The 22,833-nt window shown below is 65.7% G+C and carries 16 protein-coding genes and 1 riboswitch; of the genes, 8 read left to right on the forward strand and 8 right to left on the reverse strand.

Annotated features, from left to right (window positions below; translation table 11 throughout):
- Positions 1-2: 2 nt before the first annotated feature.
- From ABH900_RS06580 to ilvC, 5 genes are all read right to left on the reverse strand, one after another.
- Positions 3-1,589 carry a 2-isopropylmalate synthase gene (locus ABH900_RS06580; protein WP_429622096.1) on the reverse strand — a complete coding sequence of 529 codons (1,587 nt, stop codon included), beginning with the start codon at positions 1,587-1,589 and terminating at the stop codon, positions 3-5.
- Positions 1,586-2,677, reverse strand: a complete 1,092-nt coding sequence (locus ABH900_RS06585) for a threonine dehydratase (RefSeq protein WP_429622097.1) — start codon at positions 2,675-2,677, stop codon at positions 1,586-1,588. Before ABH900_RS06585 ends, ABH900_RS06580 begins: the two co-directional genes overlap by 4 nt.
- A gap of 96 nt (positions 2,678-2,773) precedes the next feature.
- Complete coding sequence (locus ABH900_RS06590) at positions 2,774-3,025, reverse strand: ACT domain-containing protein (RefSeq protein WP_429622098.1); 252 nt, start codon at positions 3,023-3,025, stop codon at positions 2,774-2,776.
- Positions 3,009-4,745, reverse strand: coding sequence for an acetolactate synthase 2 catalytic subunit (gene ilvG / locus ABH900_RS06595; protein WP_429622099.1), 1,737 nt, complete (start codon positions 4,743-4,745; stop codon positions 3,009-3,011). Before ilvG ends, ABH900_RS06590 begins: the two co-directional genes overlap by 17 nt.
- 38 nt (positions 4,746-4,783) lie before the next feature.
- On the reverse strand, positions 4,784-5,758 hold the full coding sequence (gene ilvC, locus ABH900_RS06600; protein ID WP_429622100.1) for a ketol-acid reductoisomerase: 975 nt from the start codon (positions 5,756-5,758) through the stop codon (positions 4,784-4,786).
- A gap of 689 nt (positions 5,759-6,447) precedes the next feature.
- Here ilvC and ggt point away from each other — a divergent pair.
- Positions 6,448-8,166, forward strand: a complete 1,719-nt coding sequence (gene ggt / locus ABH900_RS06605) for a gamma-glutamyltransferase (RefSeq protein WP_429622101.1) — start codon at positions 6,448-6,450, stop codon at positions 8,164-8,166.
- A 551-nt stretch (positions 8,167-8,717) separates the two neighbouring features.
- On the opposite strand, the gene ABH900_RS06610 is transcribed toward ggt, so the two are convergent.
- The gene (locus ABH900_RS06610) at positions 8,718-10,295 is read right to left on the reverse strand and encodes a BCCT family transporter (protein ID WP_429622102.1); all 1,578 of its coding nucleotides are present in this window, start codon (positions 10,293-10,295) and stop codon (positions 8,718-8,720) included.
- A gap of 257 nt (positions 10,296-10,552) precedes the next feature.
- Positions 10,553-10,654, forward strand: a riboswitch (TPP riboswitch).
- 82 nt (positions 10,655-10,736) lie between these two features.
- Between ABH900_RS06610 and thiC the strand changes: the two genes are divergently transcribed.
- From thiC to ABH900_RS06640, 6 genes are all read left to right on the forward strand, one after another.
- Complete coding sequence (gene thiC, locus ABH900_RS06615; protein WP_429622103.1) at positions 10,737-12,581, forward strand: phosphomethylpyrimidine synthase ThiC; 1,845 nt, start codon at positions 10,737-10,739, stop codon at positions 12,579-12,581.
- Between the two features lie 117 nt (positions 12,582-12,698).
- Positions 12,699-13,370, forward strand: coding sequence for an ion channel (locus ABH900_RS06620; protein WP_429622104.1), 672 nt, complete (start codon positions 12,699-12,701; stop codon positions 13,368-13,370).
- A 259-nt stretch (positions 13,371-13,629) separates the two neighbouring features.
- Positions 13,630-15,939 carry a winged helix-turn-helix domain-containing protein gene (locus ABH900_RS06625; RefSeq protein WP_429622105.1) on the forward strand — a complete coding sequence of 770 codons (2,310 nt, stop codon included), beginning with the start codon at positions 13,630-13,632 and terminating at the stop codon, positions 15,937-15,939.
- Positions 15,940-16,069: 130 nt separating this feature from the next.
- Positions 16,070-16,969: a helix-turn-helix transcriptional regulator gene (locus ABH900_RS06630; protein ID WP_429622106.1), complete on the forward strand. Its 900-nt coding sequence runs from the start codon at positions 16,070-16,072 to the stop codon at positions 16,967-16,969.
- Positions 16,970-17,018: 49 nt separating this feature from the next.
- Positions 17,019-19,865 carry a TonB-dependent receptor gene (locus ABH900_RS06635; RefSeq protein WP_429622107.1) on the forward strand — a complete coding sequence of 949 codons (2,847 nt, stop codon included), beginning with the start codon at positions 17,019-17,021 and terminating at the stop codon, positions 19,863-19,865.
- A 198-nt stretch (positions 19,866-20,063) separates the two neighbouring features.
- Positions 20,064-20,273, forward strand: coding sequence for a hypothetical protein (locus tag ABH900_RS06640; RefSeq protein ID WP_429622108.1), 210 nt, complete (start codon positions 20,064-20,066; stop codon positions 20,271-20,273).
- A gap of 59 nt (positions 20,274-20,332) precedes the next feature.
- Here the strand turns inward: ABH900_RS06640 and ABH900_RS06645 are convergent, their stop codons facing one another.
- Positions 20,333-21,454 carry an HDOD domain-containing protein gene (locus ABH900_RS06645; RefSeq protein WP_429622109.1) on the reverse strand — a complete coding sequence of 374 codons (1,122 nt, stop codon included), beginning with the start codon at positions 21,452-21,454 and terminating at the stop codon, positions 20,333-20,335.
- A gap of 151 nt (positions 21,455-21,605) precedes the next feature.
- The gene (gene ppa / locus ABH900_RS06650; RefSeq protein WP_005410935.1) at positions 21,606-22,142 is read right to left on the reverse strand and encodes an inorganic diphosphatase; all 537 of its coding nucleotides are present in this window, start codon (positions 22,140-22,142) and stop codon (positions 21,606-21,608) included.
- A gap of 185 nt (positions 22,143-22,327) precedes the next feature.
- Between ppa and ABH900_RS06655 the strand changes: the two genes are divergently transcribed.
- The gene (locus ABH900_RS06655; RefSeq protein WP_429622110.1) at positions 22,328-22,819 is read left to right on the forward strand and encodes a hypothetical protein; all 492 of its coding nucleotides are present in this window, start codon (positions 22,328-22,330) and stop codon (positions 22,817-22,819) included.
- Positions 22,820-22,833: the final 14 nt, after the last annotated feature.

Below are 22,833 nucleotides of genomic sequence, written 5' to 3' on the forward strand. Positions count from 1 at the left end.
CCTCAGGCGGTGGCGGGAGTGGGGGTGTCGATGGTGCTGGGAGCGGCAGCCAGGCGTTGACGCAGCAGGCGGTTGGCCACATCCAGCCAGGCCAGCGCGGAGGCCTCGATGATGTCCTTGCTGGTGCCGGTGCCGTCGTACTCCACGCCCTCGTGGCGGACGCTCAGATTGGCTTCGCCGCGCGCATCGGCGCCGATGCCGACGCTGTGCACGTGGTAGCTGTCCAGCATCAGCTGCACCCCGGTGGCGGCCGACAGTGCGCCGAACAGCGCATCGACCGGGCCGTCGCCCTGTGCGGTCTCTGCCACGCGGTTGCCGTCCGGGTCGGACAGCTCGACCAGCGCGTTGGCGCGGCTGCCGACATCGCTGATGGTCATTGAGGCCAGGCGGTAGCCCTGCGCGTTGGAGCCACCCTGCATCAGAGTCTGCAGGTCGGCATCGGTGACCACGCGCTGCTGTTCGCACAGGCCCTTGAACTGCTCGAACACCAGCTTCAGTTCGTCTTCTTCCAGCCAGAAGCCCAGTGCGCGCAGGCGCGCTTCGACGGCCGCACGGCCACTGTGGCGGCCCAGCACCATCTGCGAGTCCTCCCAGCCCACGTCTTCCGGACGCATGATTTCGTAGGTGCCGCGATGGCGCAGCATGCCGTGCTGGTGGATGCCCGATTCATGGGCGAAGGCGTTGGCGCCGACGATGGCCTTGTTGCGCTGTACCGGCATGCCGACCAGGCGCTGCAGCAGCTGCGAGGTGCCGACGATGCGCGGGGTGTCGATGGCCGTGTCCTGCTCGTAGAAGGCCTGGCGCACCTTCAGCACCATCGCGATCTCTTCCAGCGAGCAGTTGCCGGCGCGTTCACCGATGCCGTTGACGGTGCATTCGACCTGGCGCGCGCCGCCTTCGATGGCGGCCAGCGAGTTGGCCACGGCCAGACCCAGGTCGTTGTGGCAGTGCGCGCTGAAGATCACGTTGGCGGCATTCGGCACGTCGGCAACGCCGGCGATGACCCGCTGGAACATCGTGCGGATCTCTTCCGGCGTGGTGAAGCCGACGGTGTCGGGCAGGTTGATGGTGGTGGCGCCGGCGGCAATGGCCACGCGCGAGACCTCGATCAGGTAGTCCAGCTCGGTACGGGTAGCATCTTCGGCCGAGAATTCGACATCATCGATGTAGGAACGTGCCAGTGCTACATGCTTGCGTACCGATTCCAATACCTGTTCGCGGGTCATGCGCAGCTTGTGCTCGCGGTGCAGCGGGCTGGTCGACAGGAACACGTGCAGGCGCGGGTTGACGGCCGCTTCCAGCGCACGTGCCGAGGTTTCGATATCCGCCTGCAGGCAGCGCGACAGCACCGCCAGGCTCAGGCTCGGGCGGCGCAGTTCGCGGCCGATCAGGGCCATTGCCTCGCGGTCGGACTGCGAGCTGGCCGGGAAGCCGGTCTCGATGATGTCCACGCCCAGTTCGTCCAGCGCACGCGCCATCACCAGCTTCTGCGGCGGGCTCATGCTGCAGCCGGGGGACTGCTCGCCGTCACGCAGGGTGGTGTCGAAGATGCGGATGCGCGGGATGGTAATTCGTTCGATGGTGGTCACAGGGAAATCTCCTCGACAGCGGGTGCGACGGCTTGCAGGGGGGAAGGGGAAGATGTGGGGGAGGCAGGGAGGCTGGCCTTGGCCGGCGAGCGCGGAGACTCGCTGCGCCGTCGCCGTGGTTTGCGTGGCGGGCGCGGACGGATGTCGGTGAGCAGGCCGGCCAGTACGCCGGCGTCGATGTTGCCGCCGGAGACCACCGCGCACTTGCGGCGGCCGGCGACGCGGCGGCCGGCGGCCAGCGCCAGCGCACCGGCGCCCTCGGCGATGATGTGTTCTTCCAGTGCCAACCGCACCAGGGTCTCGCGCAGTTCGGCTTCGCGCACGATCACCACATCGTCCAGCAGCGAGGTGCACAGGCGGCGGGTCAGGAAACCGGGGATCTTCACCCGCACGCCATCGGCCAGCGACGGCACGGGATTGATCTCGCGCACATCGCCGCGGATCGCGCGGGCCATCGAATCGACACCTTCGACCTGTGCACCGACGATGCGCACGCCCTGCGATTTCAGCGCCAGGGCGACGCCGGAGGCCAGGCCGCCACCGCCGATCGGTACGATCACCACGTCCGGCGCATGCGCGGCCAGCTCGATGCCGACCGTGCCCTGGCCGGCGATCACATCCGCATCGTCGAACGCCGACAGGAAGCGGTAGCCGTGGCGCTGCGCCAGTTCGACGGCGAACGCATAGGCCTCGTCGTAGCTGTTGCCGTGCTGGCGCACGGTTGCGCCCCAGTGGGCGACGCCGGCGATCTTGGTGGCCGGGGCGCCATGTGGCATCACCGCGATGGCCGGGACATCCAGGCGATAGGCGGACCACGCCACGCCCTGGGCGTGGTTGCCGGCCGAGGCGCAGATCACCGGCCGGGTATCGCCGCGCTCGCGGCCGGCCACCAGTGCGTTCAATGCGCCGCGCACCTTGTACGAACCGGTGCGCTGCAGGTTTTCCAGCTTCAGCCAGGTGCCGAAGCGCTCGGCATGGTGCAGCGGCGTGGGCGGCAGGAAACGGCGCAGGCGGGCCTGCGCTGCCAGGACATCGGCGACGGTTACATCGCCGACATCGCTTTCCTTGCTGGTTTCAGCGGCCGGCATGGGCCACCTGCGGGTCGCGGAGCACCGCCGCATGCGGGCACGGGCGGCGAAGAAGACCCCTCCGTACCGGTACCGTGGTCGCTACGGTACGGGCGTTCATGGTGATACTCCTTCCACTGCAGTGACCTGCACGGACACGCAGTCGTAGATCTTCTCGATCTGCCGGCACAGCGTTTCCGCCGAGCGCTGGCCATCGACCACCAGCTGCAGATGCCAGCGTCCGTCATCGGCGGCCACTGGCGCGCCGCTGATCGCGCGCGGCGCGAAGCCGCGGCGTTCGGCCATGCCGATCACGCGCAGCAGCGCGCCTTCGGCCGGGTGCAGCACCAGGTCAAGCCGGTAGTGCATTGGGAGCCTCCTGGCGGGCATGGGCAGGGTTGCTTTCCAGCATCGTGCTGTTGGCGGTGTTCGGCGGCACCAGCGGCCACACGTTGGCCCGTGCGTCGATGGCCACGTGCAGCAGCGCCGGGCCCGGTTCGGCCAGCAGCGCAGCCAGGCCGCCCTCCACGTCGTCGCGTGCCTCGATGCGGGTCGCGGCGATGCCGAACACCTGCGCCAGTGCCACGAAGTCCGGGTTGTCGGACAGGTCGATCTCGCTGTAACGCTCGGCGAAGAACAGTTCCTGCCACTGCCGCACCATGCCCAGCGAACTGTTGTCCAGCAGCACGATCTTCACCGGCAGGCGGCAGCGGGCGATGGTCGCCAGCTCCTGCACGTTCATCATGAAGCTGCCATCGCCGGACACCAGCACCACGGTCCGATCGGGGCAGGCGAACTGCGCGCCCATTGCCGCCGGCAGGCCGAAGCCCATGGTGCCCAGCGCGCCGCTGGTCAGGTGGTTGCGCGGGTGGTTGAAGCGGCAGTGCTGGGCCACCCACATCTGGTGCTGGCCGACGTCGCAGGCGATCACCGCATCGGCCGGTGCCAGCTCGCTCAGCCGCTTCAGCAACGCCGGGGCGTAGATGTGCTGGCCCGGCGCATCGTAGCGCGCGGCGAAGCGATCACGGTGCTGCGCACAACGCTTGCGCCATGCGTCCTGGTGGGCCTTGGGGGAGTGGAAGGCCGCACGCAGGGCGCGGATGGCATGGCCGACATTGCCGGGCACGGCGACGTCTGCGCTGCGCAGCTTGGAGATCTCGTAGGCGTCGGCGTCGATGTGGACGACCCGGGCGAACGGCGCGAACTCGGCCAGCTTGCCGGTGGCGCGGTCATCGAAGCGGGCACCCAGCACCAGCAGCAGGTCACTTTCCTGCACGGCCATGTTGGCGGCGCGGGTGCCATGCATGCCCAGCATGCCCAGTGACTGCGGATGATGCGCCGGCAGTGCACCCAATCCACGCAGGGTCATCACAGTGGGAATGGCGCTGGCTTCGACGAAGTCGCGCAGTTCCTGCACCGCATCGCCCAGCGCGATGCCGCCACCGGCGTAGACCACCGGCTTCTCGGCCGCCGCCAGCGCAGCGATCGCCTCGGCGATGGCGTCGTCGACAGGAGCCGGCGGCGGCTCGACACGGCTCGGCACATGCGCCGGCAGATGGCTGGCATCGGCCAGCTGCACGTCCTTGGGCAGGTCGATCAGCACCGGGCCAGGGCGGCCTTCGCGGGCGATGCGGAAGGCATCGGCCACCACGCGCGGCAGGTTATCGACGCTGCGCACCAGCCAGCTGTGCTTGACGATCGGCATGGTCAGGCCGAACACATCCAGTTCCTGGAAGGCGTCGGTGCCCAGCAGCGGCGTGCCGACCTGGCCGGTGATGCAGACCATCGGCACCGAATCCAGCATTGCATCGGCGATGCCCGTGACCAGGTTCGAGGCGCCCGGCCCGGAGGTGGCCACGCAGACGCCGACCTGGCCACTGGCACGGGCGAAGCCGTTGGCGGCCAGGGCCGCGCCCTGTTCATGACGCACCAGGATGTGCTTCAGCGACGAATCCACCAGCGCGTCGTAGAACGGCATGATGGTGCCGCCGGGATAGCCGAACAGCGTGCGGACGCCTTCGGCCTCCAGCGCCTGGGTCAGCCAACGCGCGCCGTTGGGCAGCGCGCTGCGGTGTGTGGAAGAGTTCATGGGGAACCTTGCAAAGCGGGTGGGGGAGGGCCGCGTGGTTACGCGGCCTGTCCTTGCAACCAGACCATCTTGGCGCGCAGTTCCTTGCCCACCTTTTCGATCGGATGTTCCAGGTCGGCCTGCTTGAACTTGTTGTAGTTCGGCAGGCCTGCTTCGTACTCCGCTACCCAGTTCTTGGTGAAGGTGCCGTCCTGGATGTCCTTCAACACTTCCTTCATGCGCGCCTTGGTGCCGGCGTCGATCACCCGCGGGCCGCTGACGTAGTCGCCGTACTGCGCGGTCTCGGAGATGAACTCCAACATGCGCGAGATGCCGCCTTCGTAGAACAGGTCGACGATCAGCTTCAGTTCGTGCAGTACTTCGTAGTAGGCGATTTCCGGCTGGTAGCCGGCCTCGACCAGGGTCTCGAAACCGGCCTGCACCAGCGCCGAGGCACCGCCGCAAAGCACCGCCTGCTCGCCGAACAGATCGGTCTCGGTCTCTTCCTTGAACGTGGTCTGGATCAGGTTGGCGCGGGCACCGCCGAGGCCGGTCGCATAGGCGAGTGCATGCTCGGCGGCCTTGCCGCTCTTGTCCTGGTAGACCGCCCAGATGCACGGCACACCGCGGCCGATCTCGTACTCGCGACGCACCAGCGCCCCCGGGCCCTTCGGTGCCACCAGCACCACGTCCAGATCTTCGCGCGGTTTGATCATGTCGAAGTGCACGTTCAGGCCATGGGCGAACAGCAGCACCGCGCCCGGCTTCATGTTCGGCGCCAGCACGTCGTCGTACAGCTTCTTCTGCACCATGTCCGGGGTCAGCACAGCGACCAGATCTGCGTCCTTCACCGCATCGGCCGGCGCCTTGACGGTGAAGCCATCGGCCTGCGCCTTGACTTCGGTGGGGCCGCCCGGACGCAGGCCTACCACCACGTCGAAGCCGGATTCGCGCAGGTTCAGTGCGTGGGCGCGGCCCTGGCTGCCGTAACCGATGACGGCGATCTTGATCTGGGGCAGGTCGTTGGTGCTCATGGGGGAGGTTCCTTGCGGTGGGAAGAAAAAGAACGGCCGGTCGTCGAGGTGACGTGCCGGCCGGTCAGGGGAAAGCGGTGGAGTGAGCGCCGCGCATTGCACAGGCACAGCCACCACGAGGCGTCGTAGTGCTGCAGGTCCGGGTTTTGCGGTAGGCGTTGTTCATGGTGGTTGCGTCTGAAACCAGGTCCTGAAATGAAAAAACCCGCACCTGGGCGGGTGCGGGTTTTTGATGAGTTCCGGTGTGTTTGCTGCTTACACGCTGGCTCGTCCCGCACCTGTTGGTTGGGTAATAAGTACGAGCACAAGAATCGAACGCAGCGAGGCGGCGCCGGTGTCGGCGGCTTCGATGTGGGTTCGCGGTGGCGTGTTGTGATGCAACATGTGATCGAGAGAAACACAGCCGTTTCGGCGATGTCAACCCTTGCGATGGAATTTCCATCAGTTTCCGTCGCATCCAGCGCAATCGCCTGCGGCATAAGGATGGTTGCCGCTGAAAGTGTTTAGGTGAACCCGAATTCACTCTTTTCAGGGCGTTTTTTGCGCGGATTCCGGGTGGTTTTTGCCTTGATGGGGGCGGACCAGGGTCCGCACTCAGCGAATGCGCATCGCCCATGACCTCTGCCCGATACCACCTGGAGGCTGCAACGGCGAAGATCGGGGGACCACCCTTCCATCGGAACCCGACCGTGTCCCGACGCCTTGCCCGTTCCCTGCTTGCCGCCGCCGTGCTGGCCGCCGTGCCCGCGCTGTCCTCTGCCGCCGATCGCATCACCGGCCACACCTTCGCCACCCGCTCGGAGGTGATCGCCCCGCACGCCATGGCCGCGACCTCGCAGCCGTTGGCCACGCAGATCGCGCTGGACGTGATGAAAGGGGGCGGCTCCGCCGTGGACGCGGCGATCGCCGCCAACGCCGCGCTCGGCTTGATGGAGCCCACCGGCAATGGCATCGGCGGCGACCTGTTTGCCATCGTCTGGGACCCGAAGACGCAGAAGCTCTATGGCTACAACGGCTCTGGCCGCTCGCCGAAGTCGCTCACCCTGGCCGAGTTCCAGCGTCGTGGCCTGAAGGACATCCCTGCCACCGGCCCGCTGCCGGTGTCGGTGCCCGGCGCGGTCGACGGCTGGTTCGCGTTGCACGACCGCTTCGGCCGCAAGCCGATGGCCGACAACCTCGCGCCGGCCATCCGTTATGCCCGTGAAGGCCACCCGGTGGCCGAAGTGATCGCCTATTACTGGGACCGCTCGGTCCCGAAGCTCTCGCAGTATCCGGGCTTCAAGGAGCAGTTCACGATCAACGGTCACGCCCCGCGAAAGGGCGAGATGTGGAAGAACCCGAACCTGGCCAGCACCCTGCAGAAGATCGCCGACGGCGGCCGCGACGCCTTCTACAAAGGCGATATCGCCCACACCATCGGCGACTACTTCAAGGCCAACGGCGGCTACCTCAGCTACCAGGACCTGGCCGACCATCACGGGGAGTGGGTCGAGCCGGTCAGCAGCAACTACCGTGGCTACGATGTGTGGGAGCTGCCGCCGAACAGCCAGGGCATCGCTGCGCTGCAGATCCTCAACGTGCTGGAAGGCTACGATTTCTCGAAGATTCCGTTCGGCTCGCCGGAGCATGTGCACCTGTTCGTGGAAGCGAAGAAGCTGGCCTTTGCCGACCGTGCGCGCTTCTACGCCGATATGGCGTTCCAGCCGGCGCCGGTGCAGAAGTTGATTTCCAAGGAGTACGCCGCGCAGCGCCGTGCGCTGATCTCGATGGACAAGGCGTTGAAGGAAGTGCAGCCAGGCACGCCGAAGCAGCTGGAAGAGGGCGACACGATCTACATGACCGTGGCCGATGCCGACGGCATGATGGTATCGCTGATCCAGTCCAACTACCGTGGCATGGGCAGCGGTATGGCCCCACCGGGGCTGGGCTTCATCCTGCAGGACCGTGGCGAGATGTTCGTGCTGCAGAAGAACCATCCCAATGGCTACGCACCGGGCAAGCGTCCGTTCCAGACCATCATTCCGGCGTTCATCACCAAGGGCGGCAAGCCCTATGCCAGCTTCGGTGTGATGGGCGGCGCAATGCAGCCGCAGGGCCATGCGCAGATCGTGATGAACCTGGTGGATTTCGGCATGAACCTGCAGGAAGCCGGTGACGCACCGCGCATCCAGCACGAAGGTTCCACCGAGCCGACCGGCCAGGCCACGGCGATGACCGATGGCGGTGAGGTGAATCTGGAAACGGGCTTCCCGTACGAGACGGTGCGTGCGCTGATGCGCAAGGGGCATCGCATCGTGTTCGCCGATGGCCCGTATGGCGGATATCAGGCGATCATGCGTGATCCCGAGACCGGGGTTTATTACGGTGCTTCGGAGAGTCGCAAGGATGGGCAGGCGGCGGGGTACTGAGGTTTCCCGGCCACCGGGCTGAGCCCCTTCTGCGGTGATGGCAGTGATACGGGGCTTGGCCGGGCGGGTGGGCTGGTCGGGGGACGCCGTGAATCCGTCCATGGAGGCTTGGCAGCCGCATCCATGCGGCTGACACCCCCGCCCAGCCCACCCGCCCGGCCCCTGACAGTTTCCGTGGCCGCCACCGCAGGAAGAAAAAGAAGAAGATCAAAATCAAAGGCAGCAGCAACAGCCGCGCGCTGTGGGTTGGGGTCGGATCCGTTTTCCGAAGGAGAACGGATCCGACCCCTTCTTGTTTTCCGATACACCTCATCCACGCATGGCGTGGATCTACTGCCGTCAACGGAAATCTGTCGGGGGTGGGGCGGTATGGGTGGGCAGGACCGTTGGCGCCATGGATGGCGCCATCGAGCCCTCATGGATGGGTTTACGGCGTGTCCTGCCCACCCATGCCGCCCCACCCAACCTGCAGAAAACCAGAGCCGCTTTTGAAGTTGCTGTTGCCGTTGCCTGAAAGAAGCGGTGCAGCCGCAGGCTGCAAAACAACCCCCTCAATCCCGATCCTGCGCGCGCGCTGCCTCGGCCTGGGTGTCTTCCTGCGCTGCCATCTCGCGTGCGATCCACGCATCGATCATGTGCCGCTGGCGCTGCGCCTGCCGCCGCTCGCGCGTGTACTCCTGGTCCAGCACCCGATACAGCGACACCATCACCAGCACCATCAACAATGCGAACGGCAACGCCGCAATCGTGATCATGCCCTGCAGCGCATCCAACCCACCGGCAAGCAGCAGGGCCGCCGCGATCAACGCCACTGCGATACCCCATGCCAGCTTGCGCTTCAAGGGCGGATCACCGGCTTCGTCGGTGGACATGCTGGCCAGGACCAGTACCGCAGAGTCGGCCGAGGTCACGAAGAAGATCATCAGCAATACCAGCGCGATGCACGACAGCAGCAGCGACAGCGGCATGCTGTCGAACAGCGTGAACAGCACCGTCTCGTAGCCATTGCCCAGCGCCGTCAGCAGATCGGCGTGGCCGAAGATCTGTGCCCACAACGCGGTGCCACCGAATACCGCGAACCAGAAGAAGCCCAGCAGCGTCGGCGCGAGCACCACCCCGATCACGAATTCGCGCACGCTGCGGCCACGCGAGATGCGCGCGATGAACGAACCCACGAACGGTGCCCACGAGATCCACCAGGCCCAGTAGAAGATCGTCCAGTCCGCCACCCACGTGCTGCCGGAGAACGGCGACATGCGCAGGCTCATCGTGACCAGCTGGTTGAGGTAGGAGCCCAGGGTGGTGGTGAAGGTATCGAAGATGAAGCCGGTCGGCCCCAGCACCAGCAGGATGGCCGCCAGCAGCGCGGCCAATGCAAGATTGAAATTGGACAGCCATTTCACCCCGCGCTCCACACCGCTGGCGGTGGAGGCCATGTACAGCACGAAGGCGACAGCGATGATGGTCATCTGCACCGCAACCGTGGCCTGCAGGCCGAACACGCGTTCGATGCCGGCAGCGATCTGGATGGTGCCGAAGCCGAGCGTGGTGGCCACGCCGATCGCGGTGGCGACGACAGCGGCGATGTTGACCACACGCCCGATCCAGCCCCGATGGTGACGGCCGATGATCGGCTGCAGCATGTCGCTGACCAGGCCACGGCCGTTGCGGTTGAACTGGAACCAGGCCATCGCCAGACCGATCAGCGCATAGATCGCCCAGGGATGCAGGCCCCAGTGGAAGAACGCGTAGCGCATCGACGCGCGCGCGGCGTCCATGCTTTCCGGCGTGAGGCCCTCCGGCGGCTTGCTGAAGTGCGATATCGGTTCGGCTGCGCCCCAGAACACCAGGCCGATGCCCATGCCGGCGGCGAACAGCATCGACATCCAGCTGGCCCGTGAGAATTCCGGCTCGGCGTCTTCACCGCCGATGCGCAGGTGGCCAAAGCGGCCGAAAGCCAGGTACATCAGGAACACCAGTGCCAGGAACACGACCAGCAGGTACAGCCAGCCGACACTGCGGATCACTTCCGCCAGCATCGACTGCACGACGGTATTGAAGGGGCCGGGCGCGATGCCGGCCAGCAGCACCAGAGCCAGCACCAGTGCGATGGAAATGCGAAACACCATGAAGGAGCTTCTCCGATCAAGGGGATTGAGGGGAGCGAGCAGAGCTTGCGGCGAGGGGCCGGCGGCATGCAGCACGAACCGGGCAAGGGCCGCGCGGGCGGCAAAGGAAACATCGGTCGCTGCGACACGATGGGCGTGCACGTTACTGAACGCGACGTCATGGTTCTGTTAACGCCGGCCCCGAAATCGTTCAGTAGATCCACGCCATGCGTGGATCAGCAGGAGGTAGGCCGAGTGCTTTCTATGCTCTAATGCGCAGCAAGAAGCGGGGGTACCGCGGCCTTGTGGCCACGGTTGAGACAGTCCCTTGGAACCTGATCCGGCTCATACCGGCGTAGGGAAGCTTTGCAACGCAGCCATGCCCGGACTCCGCCCAAGGACCGTCCGGACGCGGCTGCAGTGCGCCGCCGCTTCGTCCCTGACCTCCCTGGACGATGCCCGATGAACGCACAGCTCTCTGCCCTGCAGCAACAGGCCCAGCAACTCTCCGAATCCGTGACCCGGCCGATTCCCGGTTCGCGCAAGATCCATGTGCCTGGCTCGCGCCCGGATCTGCAGGTACCGATGCGCGAGATCGTGCTGACCCGTACGCCGACACTGTTTGGTGGCGAAGAGAACGCACCGGTCACCGTCTATGACACCTCCGGCCCGTACACCGATCCGGAGGTGCGCATCGACCTGTCCGCAGGTCTGCCGGCACTGCGCCGTGGCTGGGTGGAAGAACGCGGCGACACCGAACAGCTCGACGGCCTCAGTTCGTCGTTCGGGCGCGGTCGCGAGCATGACCCGAAGCTCGATGCCGTGCGTTTCCCCGCACGCAGCCTGCCACGCCGTGCACGTGCCGGCACCAACGTCACCCAGATGCATTACGCGCGGCGCGGCATCATCACCCCGGAAATGGAGTTCGTTGCCATCCGCGAGAACCAGCGGCTGGACGCGATCCGCGATGCCGGCCTGCTGCAGCAACATCCGGGCGAAGCGTTCGGTGCGTCCATCCAGACAATCATCACCCCCGAGTTCGTGCGCGACGAGATCGCTCGCGGCCGTGCGGTGCTGCCCAACAACATCAACCACCCGGAAAGCGAACCGATGATCATCGGCCGCAACTTCCTCACCAAGATCAACGCCAACATCGGCAACAGCGCGGTGTCCTCCGGCATCGCCGAGGAAGTGGAGAAACTGGTGTGGGCGATCCGCTGGGGTGGCGACACGGTGATGGACCTGTCCACCGGCAAGCACATCCATGAGACCCGCGAATGGATCGTGCGCAACTCGCCGGTGGCGATCGGCACCGTGCCGATCTACCAGGCACTGGAAAAAGTCGACGGCCGCGCCGAAGCACTCACCTGGGAAATCTTCCGCGACACCCTGATCGAACAGGCCGAACAGGGCGTGGACTACTTCACCATCCATGCCGGCGTGCTGCTGCGCTATGTGCCGCTCACCGCCAAGCGGGTCACCGGCATCGTCAGCCGCGGCGGCTCGATCATGGCCAAGTGGTGCCTGTCACACCACAAGGAGAACTTCCTCTACACGCACTTCGAAGAGATCTGCGAAATCATGAAGGCCTACGACGTGACCTTCTCGCTGGGCGATGGCCTGCGCCCGGGCTGCATCGCCGACGCCAACGATGCGGCACAGTTCGGTGAACTGGAGACGCTGGGTGAACTGACGAAGATCGCGTGGAAGCACGACGTGCAGACCATGATCGAAGGCCCCGGCCATGTGCCGATGCAGCTGATCAAGGAGAACATGGACAAGCAGCTGCGCGAGTGCGGTGAAGCACCGTTCTACACACTGGGCCCGCTGACCACCGACATCGCGCCGGGCTACGACCACATCACCAGCGCGATTGGTGCGGCGATGATCGGCTGGTTTGGTACCGCGATGCTCTGCTACGTGACGCCAAAGGAACACCTGGGCCTGCCCAACCGCCAGGATGTGCGCGACGGCATCATGGCCTACCGCATCGCCGCGCACGCGGCCGACCTGGCCAAGGGCCACCCGGGTGCGCAGGTGCGTGACAATGCGCTGAGCAAGGCACGCTTCGAGTTCCGCTGGGAAGACCAGTTCCACCTGGGCCTGGATCCGGAAAAAGCCAAGGAGTTCCACGACGAGACCTTGCCGAAGGATGCGCACAAGCTGGCCCACTTCTGCTCGATGTGCGGCCCGCATTTCTGCTCGATGAAGATCACCCAGGACGTGCGTGAGTACGCCGAGGCTGGCATGCAGGAGAAGTCGGCCGAGTTCCGCGCTTCGGGCGCCGAGGTCTACCACCAGGGATGATGCCGCATCGGTAGCGCCGGGCCATGCCCGGCGAGCGCAGCGGTCCGGGCAAATCGCCGGGCGCGGCCCGGCGCTACCCGCTATGCTCGGCGCATCGTTCCCAGGGGAAAGGACGCCATGCCCATTGCAGTGACCACGCGTTGGCTGGCCATCGCCCGCCGCCATCCCTCGGCCTGGCTGCTGGGCGCGCAACTGCTGGCGGTGCTGTTGTATCCCGCGTTGGATGACACGGCCGGCGGTCGTGCGGCGCTGGGCATGTTCGGCATGGCGGTGCTCGGTCTGGCGCTGTGGGTGGTACAGCGCAGCCCGCTGGGAACCTGGCTGGCGCTGCTGCTGGCCATTCCAGCGGTGGTGTTCTCGCTGGCCGGCGCATTGCTCGAACGCAGCACATTGCTGACCACCGCGCAGTTGCTGGAGAGCCTGCTGTACTTCTACACGGCCGGCGCGCTGATCGCGTACATGCTTCAGGATCACAAGGTCACCCGCGATGAGCTGTTCGCCGCTGGCGCCACGTTCACGCTGCTCGCCTGGGCATTCGCGTTCGCTTTCTCGGTGTGCCAGCAGTGGTATCCAGGCAGTTTTCATGGCGTCAGCGAGGGCCCTCAGCGCAGCTGGATGGAGCTGCTTTATCTGAGCTTCAGCTTGCTGTCCGGGGTGGGGCTGAGCGATGTCGTACCGCTGCATCCACAGGCACGCGCACTGGTCATGCTGGAGCAGTTTTCAGGCGTGATGTACGTGGCTTTGGTGGTTTCGCGACTGGTCGGATTGACCATGCTGCGGCGTGTCTGAAAATGAACGCCAGATAAAAATTTCGCGCCCGGAAGGGCGCGAATAGTGCAGCGAATTATGTGAATGCGTCGGCGAGAGAGAGCCTGATGTCGACCACGCGATAGGCGAGGTAACCGGCATAGGCTAGTATTCGCGCGCTCAATTGTTTTTGCGGTATGCGCCGATGCTTTGTGCGGAGTCTGGCTTTTCGCTGTTCCCCGGAAGGGACGGTATCGAAGGCAACCACTGCCCGCGACCTGTCTCTACTGTGTAGCAGAAAATGAACAGCAGCGAAATACAGCCCCCCGGGTTCGATCGGATCCGGATAGGAGAGTGCACCGTCACTCTGTCCTCGCGCGAAGTCGAGGTCGTCGGCGCGCGTCGCGCACGCCGGCTGACACCGAAAGCGCTGGGCGTGCTGCGCGTGCTGCTGCGTCAGCCGGGACGCGTGGTCACCCGCGATGAGCTGTTCGCCGAAGTGTGGCCGGACACGCTGCCCACCAACGATGTGCTGACCCAGGCGGTTACCCAGCTGCGCAAGGCGTTCAGCAACGACGACGATAATGGCCAGGCCTACATCGAGACCATCGCCAAGACCGGTTACCGGCTGTTGGTGCCGGTGCAGGTACTGGACGATGTCGAGCCGGCTTCCCCGGTGATGTCCGACGTTGACGTCGCCGATGCAGCACCGGTACTCGCGGCCGTTGCCGGCGCACCGACGCGCGCGCAGGAGTCGCGCCGTCGCTGGCGCTACGTGCGGCGCCGCGTGTTGCTGGCACTGGGCGTGCTGATGCTGGTCACGTTGCTGGTGTTGACCGCGTTGCTGTTGCGCCGCGCACCGGCCAGCAGCTCGGCGGTCGATGCGGCAGTAGAGAACGGCACGCGGGTGATCGGCAGTCCGCAGCGTCCTTACCGGCTGATCACCGCAACGAGTGGCTTTGAAACCTATCCCACGCTGTCGCCCGACGGCTCGCTGGTGGCCTATGAAGGTGCCAACGAAGATGGCAATGGTGGCGGTGCGATCAAGGTGCAGACCTCCGGCAACGCGCCGGCACGTCAGTTGCTGGTGCCGCCGGCGGGAGCGGTTGATCGTTTCCCGAACTGGTCGCCGGATGGTCGTGAGATCGCGTTCGCGCGGTTCTCTGCCGATGGCGGTTGCCAGGTGCTGATCGCCAGCGCCACCGGAGGTGCCCTGCGCCAGGCCACGCGCTGCGATGGCACCGAACTGCTCAGCTTCGACTGGACGCCCGATGGCCGCGGCCTGGTGTTCGGCAGCATGGTCGGGCGCTACGCCCATCGCGGCATCCGTGTGCTGGATCTGGCAAGCGGTGAGTGGCGCGCGCTGGCGTACAGCGTCGACGCGGATGACTTTGACTACGCGCCGCGTTACTCGCCCGATGGGCAGTGGCTGGTGTTCGTGCGCAACCCGCAGCTGGGCGACCTGTGGCGGGTGCCGGCCGATGGTGGCACGCCCGAACAGCTGACCAACGAGGCGGCCGAGCTGCGTGGCTGGGCGTGGCTGGACGATGGTCGCACCATCGTGTTCGGCCGCCGCGTCGACAGCGAGGCGCGGCTCTACTATCTGGATGTCGAGCGCCACACGCTGCGCGACGCCGGCCTGGACGATGCGCAGTGGCCGGCCGTGTCGCGACGCGGTGGCATGCTGGCCTTCGTGCATCGTCGTGCACAGTTCGGCGTGTTCAAGGTGCCGCTGCAGGGCAACGGCACGCCCGAACGCCTGTTTGCATCCAGTGGCCGCGATGGACAGCCGATGGCAGCACCGGATGGCCGGCAACTGGTGTTCACCTCGGATCGCTCCGGCAGCTTTGCCTTGTGGTGGGCCGACATGCAGCGCCCGGATTCGCTGCGGCCGATCGAAGGGTTGCGGCCGGAAGCACGGCAGGCACCGGACTGGTCGGCTGACAGCCGCCAGCTGCTGGTGGTCGGCCGCGACGAGCATGGGCGGACCGTGGTCTACGAGATCGCGCCGCGTGATGAACGCCTGCAACCGTTGCCGGTCCCGGTCGAGCAACCTCTGCAGGCGCTGTATGGTGCGTCGCCGGATCAGCTGTTGGTGGTCGAGCGCGATGCCGATCAGCGCACGCGGCTGAGCCTGTACGACCGTAGCGCACAACCGTGGCGCCGGCTGGCCAGCATCGAGGGGGTTTCGCAGGCGCGCTTCGATCGCAGCAGCGGCCGGGTGTTGTTCACCCGTCTGGCGGCGGGCGGGCTGTGGTCGGTGGATGCGGCATTGGCGCCGGCCAGCGTGCAGCAGATCAGCGACGACCGTCCCAGCCGCTGGCGTTACCGGGCCTGGACCGTGGCCGGCAACAGCGGCATTGGCTACCTCGGCACGTCCACGACCTGTGGCACCACCCTGGTGCGGATCCAGGCCGGTCGCGAGGCGCCGGAGCGCTGCCTGGACGCGGAACGGCTCAGCGCCGGCAACGGGCTCAGTGCCAGCGCCGACGGAAGTGACCTGTTCGTGGCGATGGCGGTCAGTGACGGCGCCGACATCGGCGTGATGCGCCTGCCCGAGCGCGCGCCCACGCTGCTTCCGGCGTTCTCCAAGTTGTTGTTGTTCAAGTGAAATGCGCCTTCGTGATTTCTTCGTAGCGATCTCGTCGCGAATTCGTGGCGATCTCGTCTGACTTTCCTGACGCGCTGCCACCTGATTTGGCAAAACGGAGACCTGTACTAGGCAAATCCGTGGTGCCCCCATGCGTCAACTCTCGCTGGCCGATCGCGGCCAAACCCTTTCCCTGGATCGGTCGCTCGACGATGCCGCGCCGACCTGCCTGGGCGTGGCCCGGCTCGGCAGCCTGCAGACCGCAGGCGCCAGCTTCACCGTCTGGATGCAGGTGCGTGGCAGCTCGTGGGTGGAGGCCAAGGAAGGGCGCTTCCGCTTGCGCCAGGGTGAGTGGATCGCCTTCGAGAGGGAATCACGGCCGTTGGTGCAGGCCGGTCGCAACGGGTTGTGCATCGGCCTGAACCTGAACGTTGAAGCGCTGCGCGTGCTGGCCGAGATGGCCGATTGCGGCCTGTATGCCGGTCGTGGCCGCATGAACCGCGGCGATGCGCGTGTGGCGCTGCGTCTGTGGCGCGACGCATTGGCCAGTGGCCAGCCGGCTCAGGCCCTGCGCCCGCTGCTGTTGCATCTGGCGGGATTGCAGCGTGGCCTGGCCGACAATGTGCAGCGCTGCCCGGGGCGCTCTCGCAGCCGCAAGCGCCAGGTGTTCGGCCGCATGCAGCGCGCACGCCTGTACCTGGAGGGCAACAGCCACCGGGTGGTGCGTATCGGTGAACTGGCCGAGCTGACCAACTTCTCCAGCTGGTACCTCTCCAAGACCTTCCAGAGCCTGTACGAGGAAAGCCCTCAGTCGCTTTCGGCACGGCTGCGCCTGGAGCGTGCCGCCGACCTGCTGCGTGACACCGACATGATGGTCGGTGAGGTCGCTGCCGCAAGCGGTTTCGACAACTGCTGCAGCTTCGCGCGTGCGTTCCGGGCCCGTTATGGCCAGTCGGCATCGCGCTTCAGGGAGAACGGCGGCTTGCTCCCGCCACAATCTGCAAAGTCTCCGGTTGGTTCGCGCAAATACAGCGCTGCAACGCAATCGTAACGTGCTGGGGTGTTTTAACACGCTGCTAACACGTACCTTGGAGAGATTGATGAACGTTCGTAATCCCGCAGTGCGGTTCGGCTTGCTGCCGGCCGGCATTGCGCTGGCGCTGGCGCCGGCCTTTGCTTCCGCTCAGGAAGCCAAGGGCACCACCGACCTGGACCGCATCTCGGTCACCGGCTCGCGCATCCGCGGCGCCTCGGTGGAGACCCAGCAGCCGATCCTGACGATGACCCGCGAATCCCTGGAAAAGCAGGGCTTCTCGAGCGTCGCCGATGTGCTGAACAACCTGACCTCGGCCGGTTCCCCGGCCATCTCGCGTTCGGAGTCGCTGGCTTCGGGCGAGAACGTGGGCGGTTACTACGTCGACATCCGCAACCTGGGCGCCCAGCGCACCCTGGTGCTGATGAACGGCAAGCGCCTGGGCGCAACCACCGCCGGTTACCAGGATCTCAGCCAGATCCCGATGTCGGCCGTTGAGCGCATCGAGATCCTGAAGGACGGCGCGTCCTCGATCTACGGTTCCGACGCCATTGCCGGCGTGGTCAACGTGATCACCCGCAAGAACTTCGACGGCGGCGAAGCCAATGTCTACGTCGGCCAGTACGGCAAGGGCGACGGCGACACCGAAACCTACTCGATGACCCTCGGTGCCCGCGGCGAGCGTGGCAGCCTGACCCTGTCGGCCGAGTACTCCAAGCAGGATCCGGTGTGGGCCAAGGACCGCTGGTACAGCCGTGACGGCTCGCTGGGTCCGAACTCGACCTCGTCGACCTGGAGCCCGATCAGCCAGAACGGCAGCTGGTGCAACCCGACCCAGGTCGATTGCAGCGACTCCAAGAAGGCGGTCTGGAAGACCCTGAACGCCGGTGGCAACCCGAAGAACCCGAACGACTACCACACCATCACCTCGGATGAGTTCGCCAACTCCAACGAGCAGATGACCCTGCTCACCGGTGTGAAGCGCAAGTCGGTCTACATCAACGGCACCTACGACTTCACCGATTCGATCAGCCTGAACACCGACGTGCTCTACAACGAGCGCCAGACGTTCCAGCAGATCGCCGGTTACCCGTTCCAGTCCAACTCCTTCGGCACCCCGCTGTCGGGTTCGAGCGCCTTCAACCCGGTCGGCCAGGACGTCAGCTTCCGTCGCCGCCTGTGGGAAGTGCCGCGTACCACTGACAGCCAGCTGAAGACCCTGCGCTTCGCTCCGACCCTGACCGGCTTCTTCGAGCTCGGCGGCAAGACCTTCGATTGGGATGTCGGCGCGCTGTGGAACCGCAACGAGTCGATCAAGAGCAACCGCGGTGACATGAGCCTGATCGCTGCGCGCCAGGCCCTGGGCCCGTCGTTCATCGATGCCGGCGGCGTTGCACGCTGCGGCACCTCGGCCAAGCCGATCCTGGGCGATTGCCGCCCGTGGAACCCGCTGCTGCCGTACGGCGTTGATGGTCAGGGCAACCTGGCGAACCAGGAGCTGCAGGACTTCCTGTTCCCGACCTTCACCACCCGTGGCGTCACCAAGACCACCAGCTTCACCGCCAACCTGTCCGGTTCCATCGTGACCCTGCCGGCCGGCGACCTGGGCTTCGCCCTGGGTGTCGAGCACCGCAAGGAAGAAGGCAGCTACGTGCCGGACGCCTTCGCGCAGTCGGGCCAGTCCACCGGTCTGGGCCAGAAGCCGACCCGCGGTCAGTACGATCTGAACGAGGTCTACCTCGAACTGAACGTGCCGCTGCTGGCCGACATGGCCTTCGCCAAGGAACTGACCCTGAACGTTGCCAGCCGTTATTCGGACTACAGCAACTTCGGTGGCACCACCAACAGCAAGTTCGGCCTGACCTGGCGTCCGCTGGATGAACTGCTGGTCCGCGGCACCTACGCCCAGGGCTTCCGTGCTCCGACCATCAGCGATCTGTACGGTGGCCTGAGCTCGAGCTTCGAGTCGTACATCGATCCGTGCGGCGTCAAGGCGCCGGGCAGCGTTGCCGGCAATGCCGCCTGCACCGCCGCCGGCGCTCCGGCCAACTACGTGCAGCTGGGCCAGGGCAACCTGCCGTGCTCGACCCTGCCGTGCCAGTCGGGCGACCAGTTCGTCTCCGGTGCCAACCCGAACCTGAAGCCGGAAACCTCCAAGAGCACCACCTTCGGTCTGGTGTGGAGCCCGCGTTGGGTGCAGGGCCTGGACCTGTCGCTGGATTGGTACAAGTACGAAATCAGCGACATGATCATCGCTGACAGCGTCGACCGCATCCTGCGTGACTGCTACGTGCTGGGCAACTCCGCACGTTGCGCCAGCGTGACCCGTGCCGCTGACGGCCACGTCAGTGCGATCACCTACGGTACCGCCAACCTCGGCAAGATGAAGACCGAAGGTTACGACCTGGGCGTCAAGTACCGCCTGCCGGAACTGGCCATCGGTCAGTTCAGCATCGACTGGCAGACCAGCTACACCGCCAAGTACGACGAGCAGGGCCAGAACAGCGCGGGCGACAACATCATGATCGGCCGCGTCAGCGAGCCGGGCCTGTTCCGCGTGCGTTCGAACCTGGGCGTCAACTGGCAGTACGGCGACTTCGGTGTCAACTACACCGCGCGCTACTACTCCGGCATGAAGGAAAGCTGCATCTCGCTGGCCGATGGCTGGTGCGATGCGCCGAACCACATGGCCAACGGCGAAAGCGATCCGCTGCGTCACACCGGCTCCAACACCTTCCACGACCTGCAGGTCAGCTGGAAGGCGCCGTGGGATGCGACGATCGCGCTGGGCGCGAACAACGTGTTCGACCACAAGGGTCCGCTGCAGTACTCGGCTCCGAACTCGAGCTTCGCCTACTACGGCGGCTTCGATATCGGTCGCTTCCTGTACATGAAGTACACCCAGCGCTTCTGATCCATCGAAGTGCGGTAGCAACAGAAGGAGGGCGGACCGCAAGGTCCGCCCTTTTTTTGTAAGAAATTTCTTTGAAGGAGACTTCTCTGTAGGGAATTTCCGAAACGTGTTCGAAGGTGAGCGAAGTCACGGTCCTGCCGTGTCGTAATCAACACAGTGGGAGGGTCCAATACCGGACGTTCGCAGGTGGAGAGGGATATGAAGAGCACGTTGCTGCGCCAGGCATCGGCCGCCGCATTGATCTACGCAACGCTGGTGGGCGCGGTGTTCGCGCAGGGCCTGGGGGTCTGTGGAGGTGGCATCTACTGCGAGGGCGTGCGCCAGCAGTGCCTGGCCAATGGCACCTCGGCGGTGATCTGCCAGTCGCAATACCGTCTCTGCGTGCAGGACGCCTGCGGCACCCGCTGATACGAAAAGGGCGCGCCACGTGGCGCGCCCTTCCATCAACCGGCAATGACAGCCCGCGCTCAGGCGTCGCTGGGCACCAGTCCCATCAGTGCATTGGCATGCTCGCGCCACTGCGGCAGCCGGTTCAGTACACCCGCGCGCTGCAGGTAGTCCTCGTCCACCGGATCGCCATTGACCAGTGCCAGCGCCACGTGTACCGCGCCGGTCACCCAGAAGCTGCGGGTGTTGGCACGCTGCGGCTGCAGGTGGAACGCCACCGCTTCGATGATCGGCATCGGCAATCCCCACAGGCCGAGCAGGTACGCGCCTGCCTCGGCATGGCCAGGGCGCGTATCGCCGGCCAGCGACGGTTCGCTGCGCTCGTTGCGCACCCCGGGCAGCAGCAGGCCGATGTCGGCCAGCAGTGCAGCGGTCGCGCCCAGTTCGGCACTGGAGTCGGGCAGCAGGCGTGCCGCCAGCCGCGAAGCGAGCAGCGCGCGCTGCTGCAGCGAATTGCGTTCGGCCGCCGACAGCGTCGGGGCGGAAAACACTTCGCTGGCCAGCACCAGATCACGCAGGGTGGACAACCCCAGCCGGGTCACGGCGGTGCGCAGGTCGGCAATGGTGCGGCCCTGGCTGAAGAACGCCGAGTTGGACAGCTGCAGTACCTTGGCGGCGATCGCCGGATCGGCGGCGACCAGCTTGGCCACGTCGGCGCTGTCGGCGTCGTCATCATGTTCCAGTGCCTGGGTCAGGCTCAGGTAAAGATGCGGCGGTGAGGGCAGCTTCTCGATACGGCCGATGGCATCGCGCAGGCGCGGGCTGTCCAGCACTTCGCGCAGCTCTTCCAGGCTGGTCAATGCTTCCAGCAGCACTTCCGGCGCCAGCGGCAGTGGCAGGAAGCGGTGGGCGACACCGATCAGGCGTGCCGGCGGTGGCCGGTTGCCGTGCTGCGCATCGATCAACGCGATGCGGATGGTTTCCGGACGCAGTGTCCGGATCTGACCCAGCAGCGTGGTGGCATTGAGATCGGGCAACTGGGGGCAGACGATCACCGCGTCCACGCCCTGCGTAGCCACCGCGGTCATCGCGGTCTGGCCATCGGTGGCGGTCAGCGGCTGCCAGTCTTCCCCAAGATCGGCAATGAATTCGGTCAGCTCGGCCGGCAGGCTGGCTGCATCCCCAACAAGCAGAATACGCACGACACATTCCCCTGGCTGTCTCGACGATGGATGTCGATGACGTGTGAAGTGACGCAATTTACCTAATACGGCAGCAAGAGTGATGTGCCGTCGTCATGAAACGTGACCCGCATCGCTCCGGCAGGGTGCGCCGGAGCGATCCGGTTCAGTCTCAGGCCTTGCTGTCCAGATGGCGCTGGTGCGCCTCGATCAGGATCTGCTTGGCCTCGGCGGCGCCGCCCCAACCATCGAGCTTCACCCACTTGCCCTTTTCCAGGTCCTTGTAGTGCTCGAAGAAGTGGCCGATGCGCTCCAGCCAGTGGCTGGACACCTGGGCGATGTCTTCGACATGGGCATAGCCACTGAAGATCTTCGACACCGGCACCGCCAGGATCTTCTCGTCGCTGCCAGCCTCATCGCTCATCTTCAGCACGCCCACCGGACGGCAGCGCACGACCGAGCCCGGCACCAGCGGCAACGGCAGCACCACCAGCACGTCGGCCGGGTCGCCATCGCCGCACAGGGTGCTCGGCACATAACCGTAGTTGCACGGATAGCGCATCGGGGTGGACAGGATGCGGTCGACGAAGATCGCGCCGGTTTCCTTGTCCACTTCGTACTTCACCGGCTCCGAGTCCTTCGGGATCTCGATGATGACGTTGATTTCTTCCGGCGGGTTCTTGCCGGGCGAGACGAGTTCCAGACCCATGGTCGTGCTCCAGGTGGGGGATATAGACGGATAGCCCCCATTTTATGCCTTTGCCGGGCGCTGTGCAGCGGGAGGGCGCCGACCTGCCGGCGCGGCAAGACCTGACGGTGCGCACCGGCCTTGGCCGATGGGGCGGGATGGTGTGCCGGCGCAGGCTGGACGCCCATTCCCAAGGAGTTCCGCCGATGTCCTGGTATGTCCGATGCATGGGGGCCGTGCTGTTGCTGGCATCCCTGCCTGTCGCCGCCCGTGGTCTGCACGTGGACCTGATCGATTACCCCCGGCCCGAGGCCAACTGGGAGCGCGCCTACGGGCTGGAGGCCGCTCTGGCCAGGGAGTTCGACCGGATCTGTGCCGATACCTGGTGCGAGGGCGACTACAGCAACTACCAGATTCTGGAGTTCCGCTGTCTGGTGCTGGCGCATCGCGGCACCGTGCAGCGATGCACCTGGGTGGTGGCCGCCAGCGAGCTGGCGGTGCAGGCCGATACCGGTGTGGTGCAGGTCGACAATGGCCGCTGGACCTGTCCGGTGGAGCTGGGACCAGGAGTACCTGTCGAAACTTTCCATGCTGCTTTGGAAGGGCCGGAAGGTCTGACGGCGCCCTTGCCAGGCCTCGACCGTGGTCTGTTCGACGTGTTGCCTGATTGCATCCGCAAGCCGGGGAGGGCGGGGTGATGCGATTCTTCCCC

Origin of the sequence: Stenotrophomonas sp. AN71, from assembly GCF_050435725.1 — a bacterium.
In the GTDB taxonomy this organism is placed as follows: Bacteria; Pseudomonadota; Gammaproteobacteria; order Xanthomonadales; family Xanthomonadaceae; genus Stenotrophomonas.